The organism is Pseudomonas sp. NFPP28 (assembly GCF_900115535.1).
Classification (GTDB): domain Bacteria; phylum Pseudomonadota; class Gammaproteobacteria; order Pseudomonadales; family Pseudomonadaceae; genus Aquipseudomonas; species Aquipseudomonas extremorientalis.
On the sequence record NZ_FOWT01000005.1, the window covers coordinates 120027 to 142947 of the forward strand.

Consider the following 22921-nt stretch of genomic DNA (forward strand, 5'->3'; position numbering starts at 1 on the left):
GTAACCTGCCTGATAAGTCACGGTTGAGGAGAAAGTCCGTTTTCAGCTGCCGCTTGGATCGGGTCTGCTGGACGCCCGCCATTAAAAAAAGCGGGCGCAGCCGGGGGCCTGGAGAGGCTTCCGGCAGGCTTGGAAAATTACGGGATTTGGCGGACGGGGGGTGACATGGGAAGCGGGGACAAGGCGGGAGGGGGTTGGTTCAATTTAGCTTGCTGTGGCGAGCCTGCTCACCACAACAGCCCCATTCACCACAGCAAGCCTGCTCACTCCAGCTTCAGGCAAGTTTCAGGTGACGGGCATACCACGGTCGTCTCGGCACCCGCTTGAACAGCCCCTGCAGCATGTTCTCGTCTTCACCGAAAGTGATGCGCAACGCCAGCTTCATGGTCTCCGGATCCATCTCCATCGAACGCCCCATCTGCAACCCCGGCGTGGTGCTGCAGCCATGGGTATCCGGGCCCAGCCAGGGATCGCCGACTTCCACCCAGCGGCCCGGCGCGAACCAGGCTACGCCGTTGACTTCCATGCGGCGGACTTCCCCTGGATTGAAACGCTCATGGGCGCGAAACCAGTCTTCGATGCGGTCGTCGATCCAGCCGTGGAAGTGCCAGAACACCGGGTTGACGTGGGAGGAAAACGGATCGCCGAGGAAATCGTTTTCCGCCGCGTACCAGCGCGCAGCAAAGTCGGAGGGGTCACGGGCCATGGGCACCGGCGCACCGTTGGACGGGTCGCGGGGCACCGAGGCCCAGCGCATGTGCAGCCAGTCGTGCAGGCCCAGCTCCATTTCGGAACCGAGCTGCCCCAGGGTGAATCTGGCCAGGTAGCGTGGGTCGCGGTACTGCGACTCCCACACCTGGAAGTTGCTGTGGTAGGTCTCAGCGCTCTTGATGTCGCTGACCCACTGGGTGTAGTCGCTGTCGTCCGGCGCCGACCAGGTCGGCGGCAGCGCAAAGCCGTCGTGGTTGTCGAAATAGCGCAGAAAGCCCAGGCGATCACGCTCCAGGGCCGGTTGCGGCTCGGGGAATTGCGGCCATGAGGGCAGGTCCTGCATGGAGCGCGCGGTGCCGAGCATGTGGCGGTGCATGAAGAAGAAATCGATGCCCGAGCCGTTGCGGTCCTTGCGCTTGCCCCGGGCGTCGCGTTCCTGGCCCCGTGGCCCGGGTTGCCAGCCGATGCCGCGCAGGGCGTCGCGCTTTTCTTCGGAGAGTTTGTGCCACTGGTCACGGGTAGCGTGCCACAGTTGGTGGAACAGACGGTGTTCGGGGGAAATCAGCCAGGCCAGCAGGGTCGGGTTGAGGCCGATGCGTTGCCGCGCCTCGGGGAACCACTGTTTGCGGGCGATGAAGCGGTTGTCGCGCTCGACCAGCGCCAATGGCCGAGCAAGGTCAAGGATCTGCCCGCTGAGCGTGCTGCTGCCGGCATTGGCAAAATCCGCCCAGACCTCGTCAAGGGTCATCTTGAATTCATAGGCCGGGGCGCCGTCAATCGAGTCGCGGTCGATCAGGCGCCAGTAGAGCACGGCGCTCTCGCCTGTCAGCAGATCACCCAGCACGCGGTAACGCGGCTCGCCCTCGGCGCGCAGGTTGCCAGCGGTGTCCAGGTACCCTCGCAAGCCACGTCCACGCGGGGCGATGTCGAGCAGCAGCTCCAGACCTTCCAACGGCAGGCCCTTGAGGCCGGCGTCGCGGCCTTCCAGGCGCAGGCTCCACACCCCACGCAGCATGTTCGCCAGGTGCTGGCCGGCGGTGTCGGCCAGGTCCACCGTGGCTTCGCCGGGAGTGATGGGCAATTCTTCTTCGCGCGTCAACTCGCGATGGGCATAGAAGGCGGCCGGCACAGCGGCGCCGGTCAGCGCCAGGCCTGCGATGAACCCACGTCGAGAGATGGTCATTGTCTACCTTAGGAAACGGCTTTATCAGAGCTAGAACGTTTGCACGCCGGGGAAATTTACCGGCGCGCCCTGCCCGCCTAAATTTCCCCGCCCATCACTCGTTCCTCCCTGATAGCGAAGGCCTCAACTGACTGAGATGGCAATGACAAAACCACGTTCGAAAAAGGCGCTGTATATCGGCTTGCCGTTGGCACTGGCCATCGGTGCCGGGGCCGGTTTCCTGGTCTGGGATCACTGGTTCAAGGGCAATGCCGGTTACCCGCTGGAGGTGATCAAGCAGGCCAATGAAATGCAGGACCGGCTGTTGTCGTTCGACAGCCATATCACCGTGCCCATCGATTTCGGCACCGCCGGCAACGAGGCGGACAAGGACGGCAGCGGCCAGTTCGACCTGGCCAAGGCGGCACGCGGGCGCCTGTCCGGTGCGGCACTGACGATTTTCGGCTGGCCGGAAATCTGGAACGGCCCCAATGCCCCGCACAAGCCCACCGATGGTTTTGTCGAAGCAGCCCGCAACGAGCAGGAAGTGCGCTACAAGATCATCAGCGGCATGGTGCGCGACTACCCCAACCAGGTCGCCATCGCCTACACCCCGGATGATTTCCGGCGCCTGCATGGCGAAGGCAAGTTCGCGATCTTCATCAGCATGCTCAACGCCTACCCGCTGGGCAACGACCTGAACCTGCTGGACCTGTGGGCGGCGCGCGGCATGCGCATGTTCGGCTTCAGCTATGTGGGCAACAACGCCTGGTCGGACTCGTCGCGCCCGCTGCCGTTTTTCAATGACTCCACCGACGCTCTCGACGGTTTGTCGGACATCGGCAAACAAGCGGTGCACCGCCTCAATGACCTGGGGGTGATCATCGATGTATCGCAGATGTCGACCAAGGCCCTGGAGCAGGTCGCGCAGTTGAGCCGCACGCCGATGGTGGCGTCCCACTCGGCGCCGCGCGCGTCGGTGGATATCCCGCGCAACCTGAGCGACAAAGAGCTGCAACTGATCAAGCAGAGTGGCGGCGTGGTGCAGATCGTGGGTTTCTCCGCCTACCTGCGCCCGCTGAGCCAGCCGACCCGGGACAAGCTCAACGCCCTGCGTGCGCGCTTCGACCTGCCGCCCCTGCCCAACCTGGCCGTGGCCTTGATGCCGGGCGACGCGATCATCGCCGCCTGGCCGGAACACAAATTCGGCGAATACGCCAGCGCGCTGTACGGCATCCTCGATGAAGAACCCAAGGCCACCCTCAAGGACCTGGGGGACGCCATCGACTACACCGTGCGCAAGATCGGCATCGACCATGTCGGCCTCGCCTCCGACTTCAACGACGGCGGCGGCGTGCAGGGCTGGAACAACGTCGGTGAAATCCGCAACGTCACCGCCGAACTGATCCAGCGCGGTTACTCCGAAGCCGATATCGCCAAGCTGTGGGGCGGCAACTTCCTGCGGGTGTGGGACCAGGTACAAAAAGCCGCCAAGCCGTTGGCCAACCGTTAATCATCCAGAAGCCAGTCCATGACCGACCGCCGTACGTTCCTCAAGCAGGCCGGGGTGTTTGCCGCCAGCCTGCCACTGGGCGCCGCCCTGCTGCCCCAGGCCATCGCCGCCCCTGCATCGAATGACCCATGGACGGGTTTCAAGCAACTGTTCAACCAGGACCCGGACTACCTGCACTTTTCCAACTTCCTGGTGGCCACGCACCCCAAGCCGGTACGCGAAGCCATCCAGCGCTATCGCGCACAGATCGACCGCAACCCAGGCCTGGCCATGGACTGGGGCCTACAGGAAACCTGGAAGCGTGAAGGCCAGGTACGCGAGTGGGCCGGCCGCTACCTGAAGGCCACGCCGGCGCAGATCGCCCTCACCGGCAGCACCTCCGAGGGGCTGGCGATGATTTATGGCGGAATCAAGGTACGACCCGACCAGGAGATCCTCACTACCGTCCACGAACACTACGCCACCGAGTTCAGCCTGGACTTCCGGGTGCGCAAGGAGCAGACCCAGGTCCGCAAGATTCGCTTGTTTGAAAACGCCAATCGCGTGTCCGTCGACGAGGTGCTGGGCAATATCCAGCGCAATATCCGCCCCAACACCCGCGTGCTCGGCATGACCTGGGTGCAGTCCGGCAGCGGCGTGAAACTGCCCATCAGCGAGATCGGCAAGCTGGTGGAAGAACACAACCGCAACCGAGACGACAGGGACCGCATGCTCTATGTGGTGGACGGTGTGCACGGTTTCGGCGTGGAAAACCTCGACTTCCCGGACATGCACTGCGACTTTTTCATCGCCGGCACCCACAAGTGGATGTTCGGCCCGCGAGGCACCGGACTGGTGTGCGCCCGCGACCCGCAAAACCAGTACGTAACCCCGATGGTGCCGACCTTCTCCGAAGACCAGGACTTCGCCACCACCATGACCCCGGGCGGCTTTCACGCCTTCGAGCATCGCTGGGCGGCGGATGAGGCCTTCAAGCTGCATCTGCAACTGGGCAAGGCGCAGGTGCAGGCGCGCATCCACGCCCTGAATACCGAACTGAAAGACCACCTGCTGGCGCATCCGCAGATCGAACTGGTCACCCCACGCAGTCCCGAGCTGTCGGCCGGCTTCACCTTCTTCCGGGTCAAGGGCCAGGACAGCGATGCCGTGGCCGCCTACATGATGAAAAACCGCGTGGTGATCGACGCGGTGGACCGTGATGTCGGCCCGGTGATCCGCACCTCGCCCGGCCTGCTTAATTCCTCCGATGAGATCCAGCGCTTCATGACGGTGCTGGGCCAACGGGTGTAACGCACCGCTTTTCCACTTTGAATGAGAGGCCCCCATGAACAAACCCCTCACGGCACTGGCACTCACCGCCCTGTGCGGCGCCTTGCTGCCCAACCCGGCCCACGCCGCCACGCCGCAACCTGGCAAAGTGTTCAAGGACTGCAAGGACTGCCCGGAGATGGTGGTGCTGCCGGCTGGCACCTTTACCATGGGCACCCCCGAGGATGAAGTCGGCCGCGAGCCGGATGAAGGCCCGATGCACGAGGTGACCTTCGCCAAGCCGTTCGCCATGAGCCGCTTCCACATCACCGCCGGCGAGTGGGACAGCTATATCCGCCAGACCGGCGTGAAGATCGCCGACGGCGATACCCGCCCCGGCCGCGAATGCATCGCCAGCAAGCCGCGCTACCCCCAGGGCCCGCGCCAGCCGGCAGTGTGCATGGACATGGACGATATCAAGCAGTACGTGGCCTGGCTGTCGAAGAAAACCGGCCAGCAGTACCACATGGTCAGCGAAGCCCAACGTGAATACGCCGCGCGCGCCGGCTCCACCGGACCGTTCCCCTTCCCGTTCGATGAGGGCAAGGGCTACAGCATCGCCAAGCACGCCAACACCTATGGTCCGGCCGATGGCTACAGCTATTCATCGCCGGTGGGCAGCTACCCGCCGAATGCCTTCGGCATGTACGACATGCATGGCAACGTCTACGAGCGCGTGGCCGACTGCGAACACCCCAACTACATCGGCGCGCCCACCGACGGCAGTGCGTGGATGGAGCCGAACTGCGAGGGCTACATGATTCGCGGCAATGACTGGGGCGAGGCGCCGGTGTTTTCGCGCTCGGGCAACCGCAACAACATCTACCCGCAGACGCGGGGGGATTGGATTGGGTTTCGCGTGGTGCGCGACCTCTAACCGCACTGGAAATCCATTTGTGGGAGGGGGCTTGCACCCCGATGGCGGTGTATCAGTCACTACCGCCATCGGGGGCAAGCCCCCTCCCACATGTTTATCCGTGCCTGCTTTAGGTTGCCTTCTGCGCCAACAACGCCAACCCTTCATGCAACGCCGGGAACAGGCTGTTGTTGAAGTTGTTCCAGCGCAACTCAAGGATGGTGTCGTCCGGCGCGATCTCGGTCTTGAGCACGTCGTGGAACACTTCACCCGAATCTATGCCGTTGTCCACGTAGTGGAACGAGGCACCGGTGAGGTACAGCGGCTCGGATGGCGTGGTGGCCTTGGTCGACCAATCCGTGACCGTCAGCCCCCGTGCGCCGTACAGCGCGTTCCAGGTGGCATAGGCGCCACGGCGCTCGTACGGCGATTCGATGCGGGTAATGCCGGGATGGATGTTCATGATGCGGCCGGCAAACGGCGCGCCAGGGCGCACCAGTTCATCCAGGATCACCAGCAGGCCGTCGAGCACCACGATGTCCGCCTTCAATTCCACCAGCGTGTCGTGCAGGCGGCGCTCGAAGTCCTGCTTGCCGGCAATGTGTTCTGCGCTGCCCCGTGGCAAGCGCCGGTAGGTGGACGGCACACTCAGCAGCAGGTCATTGACCAGCCGCCCCTGCACGCGCAGGTCGGCCGGGTACAGCCATTGGCGGCCCGGCTGGTAGGCAAAGCCGTAGTCGCGGACGAGTTGCTGGTCACGCGGATTCTGCGCGTCATCGTCGTACACCACGCCCACCAGGTTGTAGGCCTCGCCCAGCGGCGTGTCGTTCAGCGCCCCTGCCAGGGATTCCAGCACCGACATCATGTAGCGTTCGTGGTCCTTGTAGGCCACTGGCTGCCCGGCCTTGTCGGCGGCGGCATTGCGCAGTGACCACACGTACACCAGATTCCTTTTCGTCATTGTTTCGCTCTCGCTGGATAGATCAGGCACGCGCCAAAACGCGTGCGGCTACTCCACAAGAACGAACCAGGCCCCGCCTAATTTATCCATCCGCGCGCCACCGCCGGGCGCGCCGCGCTAAATAGTCGCGCCAATCTTTCGTTTGTCATGGGTAAGGGTCTGTGTGCCCAGCCCCCTCTTGTTCACTTTCCGGGAAGTATTTATGACCGACCCCAAGCGCGGCGCCTTCAAAGGTTTGCTCGCATTGCTCAGGCCTTTTCGCACCATCGTGACCGTCTCCGTCGCCCTGGGCATGGCCGGCGGCCTGGCCATCACGTTGTTGCTGGCGACGATCAATAATGCCCTGCACTCGCCACAAGGCATGACCCAGGGCGTGATCCTGACTTTTGCAGCCTTGTGCGTGCTGGCGCTGGTCAGCTCGATCATTTCCGACATCGGCACCAACTACGTCGGCCAACGGATCATTGCCGCCCTGCGCAAAGAGCTGGGTGAAAAGGTGCTGTCGGCGCCCATCGGGCAAATCGAGCGCTACCGCTCCCACCGACTGATCCCGGTGCTTACCCACGATGTCGACACCATCAGCGACTTCTCCTTCGCGTTCACGCCCTTGGCCATTGCCGCCACGGTGACGCTGGGCTGCCTGGGCTACCTGGCGTACCTGTCGGTGCCGATGTTCCTGATGATGGTCGTCGCCATCGTGATTGGCAGCGCCGTGCAGTTCATCGCCGGCGGCAAAGGTATCCAAGGCTTCGACCTCGCACGCAGCCATGAAGACGAATTGCAGCGTTATTACAACGCCATCGCGTCCGGCGCCAAGGAACTGCGCATGCATCGGCCACGGCGCTTTCGCATGAACACCCACCGTATCCAGGAAACGGCGGACCGCATCAGCGATATTCAGGTGCGTTCGGTCAACATCTACATCCTCGCCAAGACCTTCGGCTCAATGCTGTTCTTCGTGGTCATCGGCTTGGCCCTGGCGATGCAGGCCTATAACCCGAACCCGGACCCGACCGTGATTACCGGTTTCGTGCTGGTGCTGTTGTACATGAAAGGCCCGCTGGAACACCTGCTGGGTTACCTGCCCGTGGTGGGCAAGGCGAAGATTGCCTTCGGGCGTATCAGCGAGTTGTCGGAGCGCTTCTCCTCTCCTGAACCGCACCTGCTGATGGATGACAGCGAGGCGCCGACACCGATCGTCAACAGCCTTGAGCTGCGAAACGTAAGCTACAGCCCTCCGGCCGTGGAAGGCAGCGAGCCGTTTCACCTGGGGCTGATCAACCTGAGCATTGCCCAAGGCGACATCGTATTTATCGTCGGCGAAAACGGCAGTGGCAAGACCACGCTGATCAAATTGCTGCTGGGGCTCTACCCGCCGCAGTCCGGCGAAATCCTGCTCAACGGCGAGGCCGTGACCGACCCCGAGCGCGATGACTATCGCCAATTGTTCACCACGGTATTCGCCGACTACTACCTGTTCGACGACCTGGTCCAGGGCAGCGCCACCCAGTCACTGGACAGCGCCACTAAATACCTGGAACGCCTGGAGATCGCGCACAAGGTCAGCGTCAAGGACGGTGTGTTCAGCACCACCGACCTGTCCACCGGCCAGCGCAAGCGCCTGGCACTGGTCAACGCCTGGCTGGAAGAACGCCCGGTGCTGGTGTTCGACGAATGGGCCGCCGACCAGGACCCGGCCTTCCGCCGGATTTTCTATACCGAGCTGCTGCCGGACCTCAAGCGCCTGGGCAAAACCATCATCGTGATCAGCCATGACGACCGCTATTTCCACATCGCCGATCAACTGGTACGGCTGCGCGCCGGCCAGGTAGTGCATGAAATGGAGCCTGCATGAAATTTTCTTTTCCGGTTTTCCGAGGTAGGAACGTCTCACTAGTGGTAATGAGAACTAACCTCAATAAACATCAGAATTTGCCCACTTAAAACATAGAAGAGAAACCATCCATGTCAGCACGACTCGGTCTCAGCCCACTGAGCAAAGCGCTAACCAGGGCCCTGAACATCAACCTTCTGCCGAGAGCGCTTACCCTAGCGGTATCGCTGCCGGTTGCCGGCTATGTGCAGGCACAGGAGATCGAGTTGGATATTCCAGCACAGGCACTGGGGAGTGCACTGCAGGAATTCGGCCGCCAGGCCAACCTGCAGGTGCTGTACAGCCCGACCGACGTGGCGGGAAAAAACAGCACGGCGATCAAAGGTAAACTGGATCCGCAGCAGGCGATCAACACCTTGCTGGCAGGCACTTCGACCACTCACAGCCTCAGTGGCAACGCGCTGACTGTTACCGCCGCCGGCGCGTCCGCCGGGCTGGAGTTGAGTCCGACCCAAGTGACCGGCAACGTGCTGGGCAACATCACCGAGGGCTCCGGCTCCTACACGCCGGGCACCATTGCCACGGCCACGCGGCTGACCCTGACCCCGCGGGAAACCCCGCAGTCGATCACGGTGATTACCCGCCAACATATCGAGGACTTCGGCCTCAACAACGTCGATGACGTGATGCGCCACACGCCTGGCATCACCGTATCGGCCTATGACACCGACCGTACCAACTATTACTCGCGGGGGTTCTCGGTCAACAGTTTCCAGTACGACGGTATTCCGTCCACCGTGCGCAACGTCGGCTACTCGGCCGGGAATACCCTCAGCGACATGGCGATCTATGACCGCGTCGAAGTGCTCAAGGGTGCCACCGGCCTGCTCAACGGCGCCGGCTCCCTGGGCGCGACCATCAACTTGATCCGCAAGAAGCCGACGTCGGAGTTCAAGGGCCATGTGCAACTGGGCGCCGGCTCCTGGGACAACTATCGCAGCGAAGTGGATGTGAGCGGCCCGTTGACCGACAGCGGTAATGTCCGGGGCCGTGCAGTGGCGGCGTACCAGGACAAAAAATCCTTCATGGACCACTACTCGCGCAAGACCGAAACCTACTACGGCATTACCGAGTTCGACCTGTCCCCCGACACCATGTTGACCGTCGGCTTCGACTATCAGGACAATATTCCGAAAGGCTCCAGCTGGTCCGGTTCGTTCCCGTTGGTCAACTCCAACGGCAGCATCAACAAGATGCCACGCTCCTACAACAACGGCGCCACCTGGAGCTCCTGGGAACAGAACACCCGCACCGCCTTTGCCATGCTTGAGCATGATATGGGTGACGGCTGGGTCACCAAATTCCAGCTCGACCACAAGATCAACAGCTACCATGCCGACCTCGGTTCGATCCAGTTTGTCCAGCCGGCAGCCGATGGCACCGCCGAGGTCAACGGTCAGAAATACACCGGCGAAACCAAAAGCACCTCCGCCGACCTCTACGCCACCGGGCCTTTCAGCCTGTTTGGCCGCGAACATGAACTGGTGGTGGGCGGCTCGATCGGCACGTCGCGCTGGCAAGGCAAGGGGTACTGGTCGCCGGAATGGCCAGGCGGCAACAAAGTCGATTTCTATAACTGGAATGGCCACATTGCCAAGCCGATCTACGGCCCTGTCCAGCAATACATCGACGATACCATCCGCCAGACCGGCTACTACGTGACCACACGCTTGAACGTGATGGATGACCTGCACGTGATCCTCGGTGGGCGCGTCGCCAACTACCACGTCACCGGTATCAACCCTTCCTACAAGGAAACCGGCCGGTTCGTGCCGTATGCCGGCGTGATCTACGACCTGAACGACAATCTCTCGGTGTACACCAGCTACACCGATATCTTCCAACCCCAGGAAAGCACGTACAAAGACCGCAACCAGACGTTGCTGGAACCAGACGAAGGCCAAAACTACGAGCTGGGCCTGAAGGGCGAGTTTCTCGACGGTCGCTTGAACACCAGCATTGCCTACTTCGAAGTGCATGAAGACAACCGTGCCATCCCGGACGATGCCTATAACAACCAGACTCCTTCCCCGCAAAACTATGCGTTCAAGAGCTCCAAGGCCGTCACCAAGGGTTACGAAGCAGAAATCTCAGGTGAGCTGGCGCCCGGCTGGCAAGTACAAGGCGGTTACACCCACAAGATCGTGCGGGACGCAGACGACAAGAAGATCTCCACCTTCGAACCTGAGCACCAGGTCAACCTGAACACCACTTACAAACTCAAGGGCGACCTCGACAAGTTCACCATCGGTGGCGGCCTGCGCTGGCAGAGCAAGGGTTGGAATGAAATCTACAACTCGCCGCTCAACACCAACCAGGACATCACCCAGGAGTCCTATTGGCTGGTGGACTTGATGACCCGCTACCAGGTCACCAAGAACCTCTCGGCGACTGTCAACTTCAACAACATCTTCGACAAGTCCTACTACACCAACGTGGGCTTCTATAACTCGGCCGCTTATGGCGAGCCGCGCAACGTGATGTTCAGCACCCGCTGGGACTTCTGATGTGATGCCTTGATCGCCCTGGCGGCGATCAACCAAAAGCCCGATGGAAGCGCTGCTTTCATCGGGCTTTTTTGTGCCCCGCCCTCCCCTGTGGCGAGTCCCCTGTGGCGAGAGAGCTTGCCCCCTCGACACAGGTTCAGTGTTCATCACTTGAGGTGTTATTCCATGGCGGCCACCAGGCTACGAATGAACTCGGCACTGTCGATGATCCCGTCGTGATCAGTCTCGATCACCACTGAACGCTCGATCCGCCCCTGAACAAGGGTGCTTGCCATGTGCTGCTCGATCAGCTCCTTGAACTGCCCGGCGCGGCTCATGGACGCCCACCAGCAACTGACCGGGGCCTTGATCGGCTTGAAGTCCGCCGCCGACAGACGCTCACTGAGCGCGCGGTCGACCTCCCAGGAAATCTGCGCCTCATTGCCACGCAGCAACTCGTTCTTGATACCGGTAAAGGTGTCGCCCAGGGTCTGCTCGGCCCAGGCGATAAACCCTTGCCATTGCCCATCTTCGTCTTGGGCATCGCGCTGACATTGCTGCCAGGCCGCCTGAATCCGCTCGGCAAACGCCGGGAACATCACGCCCAACAACGCCGCACGCCGCTCGTTCGCCGAGACTTCACGGTCATCCTCGGTGACGACCGCCTGCCAATAGGGCGTGAGCCACTGCGGCGGCGCGGAGTCGATCCAGCCGACAAACTCGACGTCGCGTCCCGCTTGCTCCAGCACGTAGGCGACTTCCATCGCCAGGTTGCCACCCAACGACCAGCCTGCCAGGCGGAAGGGGCCCTGGGGCTGGGCCAACAGGAGTTGCTCGGCGTAATCCTCGACCATGGCTTGCCATTGGGGCACCGCTGCACCGTCTTCGGCCAATGCACGGCAAATCACCCCGAACACCGGACGCAGCTCCCGGAGCGCGAGGGCAATCGCAGTGTAGCAATGCACCGAACCGAAGCTTGGGTGGAACATGAACAACGGTGTGCCTTCGGTCTGGCTGTTGAGCTTGACGATCAACGAGCTGCGCGCGTCGCCCTTCAAGCAGTTGACCTGGCTGCGTACCGTCGGGTTAAGCATCAACTGGCTGACGGATAAGCCGACACCGATGACTTTACGGATACGCTCCTTGAGCATCAGCACCAGCAAGGAGTGACCGCCCAACTCGAAGAAGTTGTCGTTCAGCCCTACGCGCTCGACACCGAGGACATCACGCCAGATCGCCGCGACTTGCTGCTCGACGGCGCTTTGCGGGGCCTGATAAGCGTCCGCGCCTTGCGCCTCCGGTTTAGGCAACGCCTTGCGATCCAGCTTGCCATTGGGGCTCAGCGGCATCTGTGTCAACACCACCCACTGCGCCGGTACCATGTAGTCCGGCAACTGCGCCGCCAGGTGCATCGCCACCTGTGCTTTCCAATCCTCGCTCGGCGCCTGCAGCACCAGGTAGCCCACCAGATGCGTGCCGTCCACGGCGAGCACCGCCGCTTCACGCACACACGCGTGCTCCAGCAGGCGGGCCTCGATTTCACCCAATTCGATGCGCAAGCCACGCAGCTTGACCTGGTGATCGATGCGCCCGGCGTACTCGATCACCCCATCGTCGCGATAACGCGCCAGGTCCCCGGTGCGATACAAACGGGTGCCACTGCCGAACGGATCGGTCACAAAGCGTTCGGCGGTCAGCGCCGGCCGACGGTGATAACCGCGCGCCAGGCCGACGCCGCCGAGATAGAGTTCACCCAACACGCCAACGGGTGCCGGTTCCAAGTTGCCGTCCAACACGTAGCAGCCCAGGTTGGCGATCGGCCGACCAATCGGCACGGCGTCACCCCCTTCGTCGACGCAGGTCCAGTGCGTCACGTCGATTGCCGCTTCGGTCGGCCCATACAGGTTGTACAACCCGGCACGCGGCAGTTTGGCGAACACCTGTTGCTGAGCATCCACCGGCAGCGCTTCACCGCTGCACACAATGCGCTGCAGGCTGTGACAGGCGCCGACGCCGGCATCCTGCAAGAAGGCCTGGAGCATGGATGGCACAAAGTGCAACGTAGTGACTTGCTCGGCGTTGATCAGGCTCACCAGCCTGGCCGGGTCACGATGGTCGCCCGGCGCGGCCACCACCAGGCGCGCACCGGTCATCAGCGGCCAGAAGAACTCCCACACCGACACGTCGAAACTGAACGGCGTCTTCTGCAAGACCGTATCACTGCCGTCCAGGCCATACGCCTGCTGCATCCAGCACAGCCGGTTGGTCAGCGCCGAATGGCGGTTACCCGCACCTTTGGGTTGGCCGGTGGAGCCCGAGGTGTAGATCACATAGGCAAGGTTTTCGCCATCGACGGCGACCTGCGGATTCCGCTCGGCGTAGGCCTGCAACCCCTCATCGCCCTGCTCCAGCACCAGGCTGTGCAAGCCCGCTGGAATCGGCAGTTGCTCCAGCAAATGCGCCTGGGTCAACAACAGCTTCACGTCGCTGTCTTGCAGCATGTAGGCCAATCGATCGCGGGGGTATTCCGGGTCCAGCGGCACATAAGCGCCACCTGCCTTGAGTACCGCCAGCAGGCCAACGACCATTTCAATCGAACGCTCAACCGCCAGCCCCACGAGGACATCCGGCCCCACGCCGGCCGCCATCAGGCGATGCGCCAGGCGGTTTGCCCGGCGGTTAAGCGCGGCGTAACTCAATACCTGCCCGGCAAATACCAGCGCCGGTGCGTCCGGCGTGCGCACCACCTGGGCTTCGATCAACTGATGCACCGGAAGGTGCAGCGGGTAGTCCGTGGCCGTGTCATTCCAGGCATGCAGGACCGTTTCGCGCTCGGAACGGGCCAGCGAAGGCAACGTTGCCAGACGCTGGGCGCCATCCACTGCCAATGCCTGCAACACCTGCTGGAAGTGCTCGGCCAACCGTTCGATATGCGCCGCGCTGAATGCCTGGCGGTCGTAATTGAACTCCAGGCCCAAGGTGTCACCGATGCCCAGCAAGACCGTCAACGGATAGTGGGTTTGCTCCAGGCTGTGGACGGCGCCAAACGTGAGCCCCGAAGGTGCGCCCTGCTCCAGCGCTTCGGACACCGGGTAGTTCTCAAACACCAGAATGCTGTCGAACAGCGCCTCGCCACCCAGCCCGGCCCAACGCTGGATCTCGAACAGCGGCGTATGCTCCTGCTCACGCAAGCGCACGTTTTGCGCCTGGATCTGCTGCAGCCACTGGCTGACCGTCATCTGTGCATCCGGCGTGGCCACGACGGGCAAGGTGTTGATGAACAGACCGACCTGTTGTTCGATACCGCGCAATTGCGCCGGACGGCCTGCCACGGTGGCGCCGAACGCCACGGTGGACTGCCCGGTGTGATGCTGCAACAGCAGCAGCCAGGCGCTTTGCACCAGCGTATTGAGGGTGACTTTATTGCGCTGGGCGAAGGCCTTGAGCTGAGCGGTCTGGCTGGCGTCGAGGTTCAGACGATGCTCGCCGTTGACGGCCAGCGCCTCGCTGTGCGCAGCCTGTAGGCCACGGGCCAGGCGGGTTGGTTCTTGCAGGTTGAGCAGTTGCTCTTTCCAGAATGCCTCGCTGACCGACTTGTCCTGCGCCTGCAGCCAGGCAATGTAATCGCGGTAACGCCCGATGGGCGCACGTAGCGGTTCACCGGCGTAATGCTGCAACACCTCGCCAAACAACTGCGAACCACTCCAGCCGTCCAGCAATATGTGGTGGTTGGTGTAGATCAAGTGATAACGGGACGCCCCCGTACGGACTACCGTCAGGCTCAGCAACGGCGCCTGCTCCAGCACAAACCCCTGGGCCCGCGCCGACTCGGCCAGGCTATCGAGTGCCACACTGCTGTCAGGACGACCTTGCCAGTCCAGCTCGGCGAACGGCATTTGCATCTGCTTGTAGACCACCTGCAACGGCTGCTCAAGCTCGGTCTGCCAGAGAAAACCGCTGCGCAGGATCTCATGGCTGTCGAGCGCCGCCTGCCAGGCCTGGCGGAAGCGCGGTACATCCAGGCCCTCGACATCAATGCGCATCTGGTTGATGTAGTCACCCGAGCCTTCGCCGTACAACGATTGGAACAACATGCCTTGCTGCATCGGCGACAGCGGGTAAACGTCTTCGATATCAGCCACCGTCACCGGCAAGCTGTCCAGTTGCGCCTGGGACAAGCGCGCCAACGGGAAGTCCGAGGGCGTGACACCCCGGTTGACACCACAGTGCTCGATCAACGCCTTGAGTTCCGTCGCGTAGTCATCCGCCAGGCGTTGTACGGTCGCTTCATCGAACATCTGCTGGCTGAAGCTCCAGTTCAACTTCAATTCACCGGCGTAGACCTGGCCGTTGATTTCCAACCAGTTACCCAGCGGTGCCTCGGCACTCTGTTCGGAACCACTGCCATCACCGGAGGGGACGAACAAGCCTTCTTGTTCGCCGCCGTCAAAACTGCCATCGAATTGCCCCAGGTAGTTGAAGGTGATGCGTGGGCGCGGCAGTTCACTCAGGGCCTGTTGAGCGTCGGCATTCCCCAGGTAACGCAGGGCACCAAAGCCCAGGCCCTTGTCGGGAATCGCGCGCAGCTGCTCCTTGATCTGCTTGAGGGAGCCGCCCAACGAATCGGTCGGCACCAGCTTCACCGGGTAGAGGCTGGTGAACCAGCCGACGGTACGGGTCAAGTCGATCTCGTCGAACAGGTCTTCACGGCCATGGCCTTCCAGGCGGATCAACATCGACGCGTCACCGGTCCAGCGCACAACGACGCGAGCCAGTGCAGTCAGCAACAGGTCATTGATCTGGGTGCGGTAAGCACTGGGGGCGTCCTGCAACAGACGCCGCGTGAAGGCCTGATCCAGATGGGTGGTCACGCTCAGCGCATGCCGGTTGCTCAAGCTGGCGTTTGGATCGGCCCCCGGCAGTCCGGTAGGGCTGCCTTGCAACTGCGTCTGCCACCAGGCCAGTTCCTGCGCCAGTGCGGCGCTGCGTGCATAGGTTTGCAGACGCTCGGCCCAGGCACGGGTCGCACTGGTCTTGGCGGGCAACACGACCGTGGCACCTTGGGCAAGCAGGCGGTAAGCCGTTTGCAGGTCTTCCAGCAGGATGCGCCAGGACACACCGTCCACCACCAAGTGATGAATCACCAGCAGCAGGCGCTGGGAGCCGTCGGCGAGGTCGACGAGCACTGCTCGCAGCAGCGGCCCTTCGCTCAGGTCGAGGCTGCGCTGGGCTTCCTCACCCAGGGCCTCTAACTCTTCGACTGCATTCAAGGTGGTCTGCCACAGGACCTGCTCGGCCTGATGCTGCTGCGGCCCGCGATACGCCGCGCTCCAGCCTGCCGCGCCCTGGACGAAACCGATGCGCAGGGCGTCGTGATGCACGATCAACGCCTGCAGCGCCGCCACCAGCAGCGGCGCCTGCAACGCCTGGTGTGGCTGTAGCACCACCGACTGGTTCCAGTGGTGACGCTGGGGAATGTCATCGGCAAAAAACGCCTGCTGGACGGGCAGCAACAACAACTCGCCGGTCAATGCAGACTGATCCATCACCACCGCGCCCTCGCCTTCCCGGGCCACGGCCGCCAGGCTCTGGACCGTCTGGTGCTGGAACAGATCCTTGGGCGTGAAGCGCACACCGGCCTGGCGGGCACGGCTGACCACCTGGATCGAGATGATCGAGTCACCGCCCAACTCGAAGAAGTTATCGTGCAAACCGACACGTGGCAGACGCAGCACGTCGGACCAGATCGCCGCGATCTTCTGCTCCAGCTCACTCTGTGGCGCCACGTACACCTGCTGCATCTGGCTGACATCCGGGCGCGGCAGGCCCTTGCGGTCGAGCTTGCCGTTCGGCGTCAGCGGCATGCGCTCAAGGAACATCAGGTGCGTGGGTACCATATAGTCCGGCAAACGGGTTTTCAGGGCGCGGCGCAAGGCTTCGCGGCAGGTCGACTGCGCCACTGCGTCGTCGACGAGCAAGGGGTCCAGCGGCACCACATAGGCGACCAGTTGCTTGCCACTCGGCCCTTCCTGGGCCACCACCACGGTTTCGCCGACACTGTCCTGCTCGCGCAGGCGCGCTTCGATCTCGCCCAGCTCGATACGGAAGCCACGGATTTTCACCTGATGGTCGACACGGCCGAGGTAATCCACCACGCCATCCGGGCGGCCACGGGTCAGGTCGCCGCTGCGATACACCCGGCTGCCGGGCTTGCCGAACGGGTCCGGTACGAAGCGTTCGGCGGTCAGGGCCGGACGCTCCAGGTAACCCCGGGCCACGCCCTCGCCGCCCAGGTACAACTCACCGGCCACACCGATGGGTTGCAGGTTGAGTTGCGCATCCAGCACGTAGCCGCTGCGGTTGCCCAACAGTGTGCCGATCGGCGCGTAGACGGCACCACAGGGATCGTCCTTGCGCGCTTTCCACAGCAACGGCGTGACCACGGTTTCGGTCGGGCCGTAGCCGTTGAACAGATAAGTCGGCTTGAGCGCGCGCCACGCCAGGTCATAGCTGGCCTGGGCCACGGCATCGCCACCGAAGCAGTACACCCGCACCTTCGGCGGGTTGCCGTCACGCTCGGCATGCTCGGCCAACTGTTGCAGATACACCGGCGGGAACACCGCCATGGTCACGTTGTGACGGTGCATTTGTTGGTAGGTGTACTCCGGCAGCCACAGGCTGTCATCGCGGATCAACACGCTCGCGCCGTTGATCAGCGGGTGCATCCAGCCTTCGTGGGACCCGTCGAAGGCGAACGACATGAAGTGCAGTTCGCAATCGGCGGGCGAGGTTTCATAACGCTCGCCGGTGGCGATGATATGGGCTACCAGTGGACCGTGAGATACCGCCACTCCCTTGGGCAGCCCCGTGGAACCGGATGTATAGATCACATAGGCGAGGTTGTCGCCGTCCAGTTTCACCTGCGGCGCCGTGTCGCTGAAGCCTGCCCACTCCTCGGTACGATCAATCGCCAGGCAATCAAGGCCGTCGGGGATCGGCAGTTGCTGCAAGGCACTGCTGTGGGTCAGCAGCAACCGGGCACGGCTGTCCTGCATCATGTACAGCAGGCGATCACGCGGGTATTCGATGTCCAGCGGCACGTAGACGCCACCGGCTTTCATCACCGCGAGGAACGCCACCATGATCTCGGCGCTGCGCGGCATCGCAATCGCGACGCGCACTTCGGGGCCGACACCACGGGCGATCAACGCATGGGCCAGGCGGTTGGCCTGGCGGTCCAGCTCGCCGTAAGTCAGCTGTTGCTCGCCAAATTTCACCGCCACCGCCTCGGGGGTTTCCCCGGCGCGGTCGGCCACCAACTCGTGCACCAGGCGCTTGGCCGAGAAGCCGGCGTCGCTCTGGTTCCACAGTTGAAGAATCTGTTGCCGTTCGGCGTTGTCCAGCAGGTTTAATTGGCTGAGATTCTGCCGTGGGTCGGCAACCATACCTTGCAACAGGTTCTGCCAGTGTCGCGCCATGCGTTGCACGGTACTCGCCTCAAACAGGTCCTGGGCATAGCCGAGCGTGGCCCAGATACCTTCGGTGGATTCCTGGATATCCAGGTCCAGGTCGAAATGCGCCGTCTTGCTTTCCCATTCCAGCCCTTCTACCGAAAGATTCGTCAGTTGCTGCTGAACCTGAGCCTGGCCCACGTCGGTCTGGTGGTTGAACATCACTTGGAACAACGGGTTGTGGCTCAGGCTGCGCTCGGGTTGCAGCGCTTCCACCAGTTGTTCGAAGGGCAGGTCCTGGTGAGCCTGGGCGTCCAGCGCCCGTTGCCGGGTCTGTTGCAACAGTTGCACGACGCTCATCTGCCCGTGGAGATCGGCCTTGAGCACCTGGGTGTTGACGAAGAAGCCGATCAGACGCTCGGTCTCGCTGCGATTGCGGTTGGCGATCGGCACACCGACACGGATCTCTTCCTGGCCGCTGTAGCGATGCAGCAACGTCTGGAACGAGGCCAATAGCAGCATGAACAAGGTCACGTCCTGCTGCTTGGCCAAGGCCTTGAGGCTTTTAGTCAACGCGCCGGGCAGTTCGAATGCCAGGCGCGCGCCACGATGGCTTTGCACAGCAGGACGCGGGTGGTCGAACGGCAACGCCAACACGCTCTGCTCACCGCCGAGCATGTCGCGCCAATACGCCAGTTGACGGGCCTTCTCGCCCGCCTCCATCCAGTTGCGCTGCCATACGGCGTAGTCGGCGTACTGAATCGGCAGCGCCGGCCATTGCAACACCTGTCCCTGGCTGTAGGCCGCATACAGTTGCACCAGCTCTTCAACCATCAGCTGCATCGACCAGCCATCGGACACGATGTGATGCTGCACCAATACCAATACATGTTCATCAGCGGCGATGCGCAGCAACGAAACCCGCAGCAAAGGCCCTTGTTCCAGATTGAAGGGTTGGGCTATTTCGGCCTCGACCCGCGCCTTGAGCTGCGCTTCCTGCACCTCGGCGTGCGCTATCGGCAACGACACCTGCGGTGAAATGATTTGAACCGTGCGGTCGCGCTCCTGGCGCAAATGGGTGCGCAGGCTTTCATGCCGGGCCAGCAAGGTATCGAAACTGCGTTGCAGGGCACCCAGGTCAAGCTGCCCTTTCAAACGCAAGGCGCTGGGGATGTGGTACGCGGCGCTTTGCGGCTCCAGTTGCCATAAAAACCATTGGCGCTCCTGGGCGTAGGACAGCGGCAACGGCTGGTCCCGCCCTACCGGCAACAGCGCGGGCGCGTTCGGCGCGCCTGGGGCCTGGGTGGTCAGTGCGGCGACAAACCCCTCCAGGCGCGGCTTTTCGAACAGTAATTTGAGCGGCACTTCGAGCTTCAATGCCTGACGAATGCGCGAGACCACTTGCATGGCCATCAGCGAATGCCCGCCCAGTTCGAAGAAGTGGTGGGTCAGGCCCACACGCTCGACGCCAAGAATATCGGCCCAGATCGCCGCAACCTGCTGTTGCAGTGGCGTAACCGGTGCCTGCCAGGTCTGTTGCACCGCGCTGCCATTGGGTTTGGGCAGCGCCTGGCGGTCAAGCTTGCCGTTGGGGTTCAACGGCATGCGGTCGAGAAAGATCAGGTGCGCAGGCACCATGTAATCGGGCAGTTGCTCACTCAAGGTGGCTTTGAGCGTTTCGCCCGCTGCCGCATGCTCGGCGGCGGACAACGGCTGGGCTGGCACAAGGTAAGCCACCAACTGGTTGTCGGCCGCCAGCAGGAAGGCTTCGCGCACCGCCTCCTGGGCCAACAGCAGCGCTTCGATCTCACCCAACTCGATTCGGAAACCGCGGATTTTGACCTGATGATCGACGCGACCGACGTATTCGATCACCCCGTCGGCGCGATAACGCGCCAGGTCACCGGTGCGGTAAAGACGCTCACCCAGGGTGCTGAACGGGTCGGCGACAAAACGTTCGGCGGTCAGGCTCGGGCGTTGCAGGTAATCACGGGCCAAGCCACTGGCACTGGCAATGTACAGCTCACCCACGGCGCCAACCGGCAACAGGTTAAGGTCACGGTCCAACACATACAGACCGCGCCCCGGCAACGCGCGGCCAATCGGGCTGGCAGTGGCGCCAATCACGGCGTTGTCGTCGCTGCAATCGAGCACGCTGGATACCACCGTGGCCTCGGTCGGCCCATACGTATTGAGCAGCCGTACATGCCCCAGCCCCGCGCGCTGCCACAACACCGGGCCGTCCAGCGGCATCGCTTCGCCGCCGATATGCACCTGCCGCAATGCGCCATAGGGCCGTGGCCCCGCTGCCAGACAATCCTGCAGGAACAGTTTCCAATAGGCGGTGGGCAAGTCGGCCAGGGTGATGCCTTGGTCGATAATCTGCCTGTACAGGTCAGCGCCGTCCCACAACTGCGGCCCGCGCAACACGACCGTCGCGCCCAGGGTCAGGGCCGGGTACAGCTGCTCGACAAAACCATCGAAGTTCAGGGTCGCGAACTGCAGTACGCGGTCGTCCGCGACCAGGCGCGAATACTCGGCCGCGATACCGGCGAATTCGCTCAATGCCGCATGGCTGATGGCAACGCCTTTTGGCTTGCCGGTGGAGCCGGAGGTGTAGATGACATACGCCAGGCTGCGGGGCTCGAACGCGGTAGGCGGGTTGTGCTCGGCACACTGCGCCAACTGCGCGTCGGCCAGGTCGATGTCCAGCGCCGTCAGATCGGCCGGCAATGGCAAGCGGTCGCGCAGGTGGGATTGGGTCAACACCAGTCGCACACCACTGTCGTCGAGCATATGCACCAGGCGTTCACGCGGGTATTCAGGGTCAAGCGGCACGTAGGCGCCACCCGCCTTGAGCACCGCCAACAGGCTGACCACCATGGCAAAAGAGCGCTCGACCGCGATCCCCACCAGCACTTCCGGGCCTACGCCTTGGGCGATCAGGTAGTGCGCCAGGCGATTGGCCTGGCGGTTCAGTTCACCGTAGCTGAGCGTTTGCTTATCCAAGGCCAGTGCCTGGCGCGCCGGATGTTCGCGGGCCTGCGCCTCGAACAACTGGTGCACGGCATGCGGTGCGGCGACGGTGGCGGGGGCATTCCAGTCCTTGAGCATCCGCTGTTGTTCGGGTGCATCGAGCATCGACAGCGTGCAAAGACGGCTGCGTGGTGCACTCACTGCCGCCTGGAGCAGGTTCTGCCAATGCTGCGCCAAGCGTTCGATGGTTGCGCTTTTGAACAGGTCGGTGGCGTAGGTCAGCGCCGCCCAGAGGCCCTTGCCGGACTCATGGGTGTCCAGGCTCAGGTCGAAATGCGTGGTCCGGCTCTCCCAATTCAGCTCCGCCACCCGCAGGCCAGGCAATGGCTGGTCATCGCGCCCGCCCTGGGCGTCGGTCTGGTGGTTGAACATCACTTGGAACAGCGGGTTATGGCTCAGACTGCGTTCAGGTTGCAGCGCCACCACCAATTGTTCAAACGGCAAGTCCTGGTGCGCCTGGGCTTCCAGGGCGCGGCGCTTGGCCTGTTGCAGCAGTTCGGCGAAGCTCATCTGCCCGTCGAGGTCGGCCTTGAGTACTTGGGTGTTGACGAAAAAGCCGATCAGCCGCTCGGTTTCCACGCGGTTGCGGTTGGCATTCGGCACGCCGATGCGGATGTCCGACTGGCCGCTGTAGCGAAACAGCAGGGTCTGGAACGAGGCCAGCAACAGCATGAACGGGGTCACGCCCTCTTGCTGGGCCAGGCGCTTGATACCAGCCACCAGGTCCGCCGGCAGATGCACCTGAAAGCTGGCGCCGCGATGGCTTTGCTGCGCCGGGCGCGAATAGTCGAGGGGCAACTCCAGCACCGGTTGCTCACCGCCCAACAGGTCCTGCCAGTAGGCCAATTGACGGGCCTTCTCCCCGGCTTCCATCCAGCTGCGCTGCCACAGCGCGTAGTCGGCATAGTGGATCGGCAAGCCCGGCAATTGCACCTCCTGGCCTTGGCTGTGCGCGGCGTAGAACTGCACCAGTTCCTCGACCATGACCTGCATCGACCAGCCATCGGAAATGATGTGGTGCTGCACCATCACCAGCACATGCTCGTCTTCGGCCAGTTGCAGCAAGGTCACGCGCAACAACGGCCCCGCCTGCAAATCGAAAGGCCGGGCTATCTCGGCTTCGATGCGCGCGATCAGTTGGTGTTCGTCGGAAACGTCCTGGTGTATCTCGATGCGCGCCTCGGGCGCTACGTTTTGCAGCAGGCGCTCGCCGTCCTGTACCAGGCGTGTGCGCAGGCTTTCATGGCGGACCAGCAGGCTGTCGAACGCGCGTTGCAGGGCCGCCAGGTCCAGTCGGCCCTGCAGACGCAGTGCGCCGGGAATATGATAAGTAGCGCTGTCCGGGTCCAGTTGCCAGAGAAACCACTGGCGCTCCTGGGCGTAGGACAACGGCAGACTCTGGCCGTCCTCACGGATCGAGGCAATCGGCAGCTGGGCGAAGCTCATGCCCCGGCTTTGCAGGCGCTGGTAAAACTGCTGGCGCTGTTCCAGAGGCAGGCGAAGAAAGCGCGAAACCAGATCGATATTAGGGTTGGAAAGCATG

At 62.7% G+C, this 22921-nt stretch carries 8 protein-coding genes; 5 read left to right on the plus strand and 3 right to left on the minus strand.

Annotated features, from left to right (window positions below; all coding sequences use genetic code 11):
• Positions 1 to 274: 274 nt before the first annotated feature.
• Positions 275 to 1894, minus strand: a complete 1620-nt coding sequence (locus BM110_RS14460) for a pyoverdine maturation tyrosinase PvdP (protein ID WP_093513662.1) — start codon at positions 1892 to 1894, stop codon at positions 275 to 277.
• 142 nt (positions 1895 to 2036) lie between these two features.
• On the opposite strand from BM110_RS14460, the gene pvdM reads away from it, so the two are divergent.
• Genes pvdM through BM110_RS14475 form a run of 3 tightly spaced genes read left to right on the plus strand, consistent with a single transcriptional unit; the run spans position 2037 to position 5571 of the window.
• Positions 2037 to 3386, plus strand: a complete 1350-nt coding sequence (gene pvdM / locus BM110_RS14465) for a pyoverdine-tailoring dipeptidase-like protein PvdM (protein ID WP_093513663.1) — start codon at positions 2037 to 2039, stop codon at positions 3384 to 3386.
• Between the two features lie 18 nt (positions 3387 to 3404).
• Complete coding sequence (locus BM110_RS14470) at positions 3405 to 4676, plus strand: pyoverdine-tailoring periplasmic protein PvdN (protein WP_093513664.1); 1272 nt, start codon at positions 3405 to 3407, stop codon at positions 4674 to 4676.
• A gap of 34 nt (positions 4677 to 4710) precedes the next feature.
• Complete coding sequence (locus tag BM110_RS14475) at positions 4711 to 5571, plus strand: dihydropyoverdine dehydrogenase (RefSeq protein WP_093513665.1); 861 nt, start codon at positions 4711 to 4713, stop codon at positions 5569 to 5571.
• A gap of 109 nt (positions 5572 to 5680) precedes the next feature.
• Here the strand turns inward: BM110_RS14475 and BM110_RS14480 are convergent, their stop codons facing one another.
• Positions 5681 to 6511, minus strand: coding sequence for a formyl transferase (locus BM110_RS14480; RefSeq protein WP_093513666.1), 831 nt, complete (start codon positions 6509 to 6511; stop codon positions 5681 to 5683).
• Between the two features lie 202 nt (positions 6512 to 6713).
• On the opposite strand from BM110_RS14480, the gene BM110_RS14485 reads away from it, so the two are divergent.
• On the plus strand, positions 6714 to 8366 hold the full coding sequence (locus BM110_RS14485) for a cyclic peptide export ABC transporter (RefSeq protein ID WP_092245732.1): 1653 nt from the start codon (positions 6714 to 6716) through the stop codon (positions 8364 to 8366).
• 110 nt (positions 8367 to 8476) lie between these two features.
• The gene (locus BM110_RS14490) at positions 8477 to 10912 is read left to right on the plus strand and encodes a TonB-dependent siderophore receptor (RefSeq protein ID WP_093513667.1); all 2436 of its coding nucleotides are present in this window, start codon (positions 8477 to 8479) and stop codon (positions 10910 to 10912) included.
• A 158-nt stretch (positions 10913 to 11070) separates the two neighbouring features.
• Here BM110_RS14490 and BM110_RS14495 read toward each other — a convergent pair whose 3' ends face one another.
• Positions 11071 to 22920, minus strand: coding sequence for a non-ribosomal peptide synthetase (locus tag BM110_RS14495; protein ID WP_093513668.1), 11850 nt, complete (start codon positions 22918 to 22920; stop codon positions 11071 to 11073).
• Position 22921: the final 1 nt, after the last annotated feature.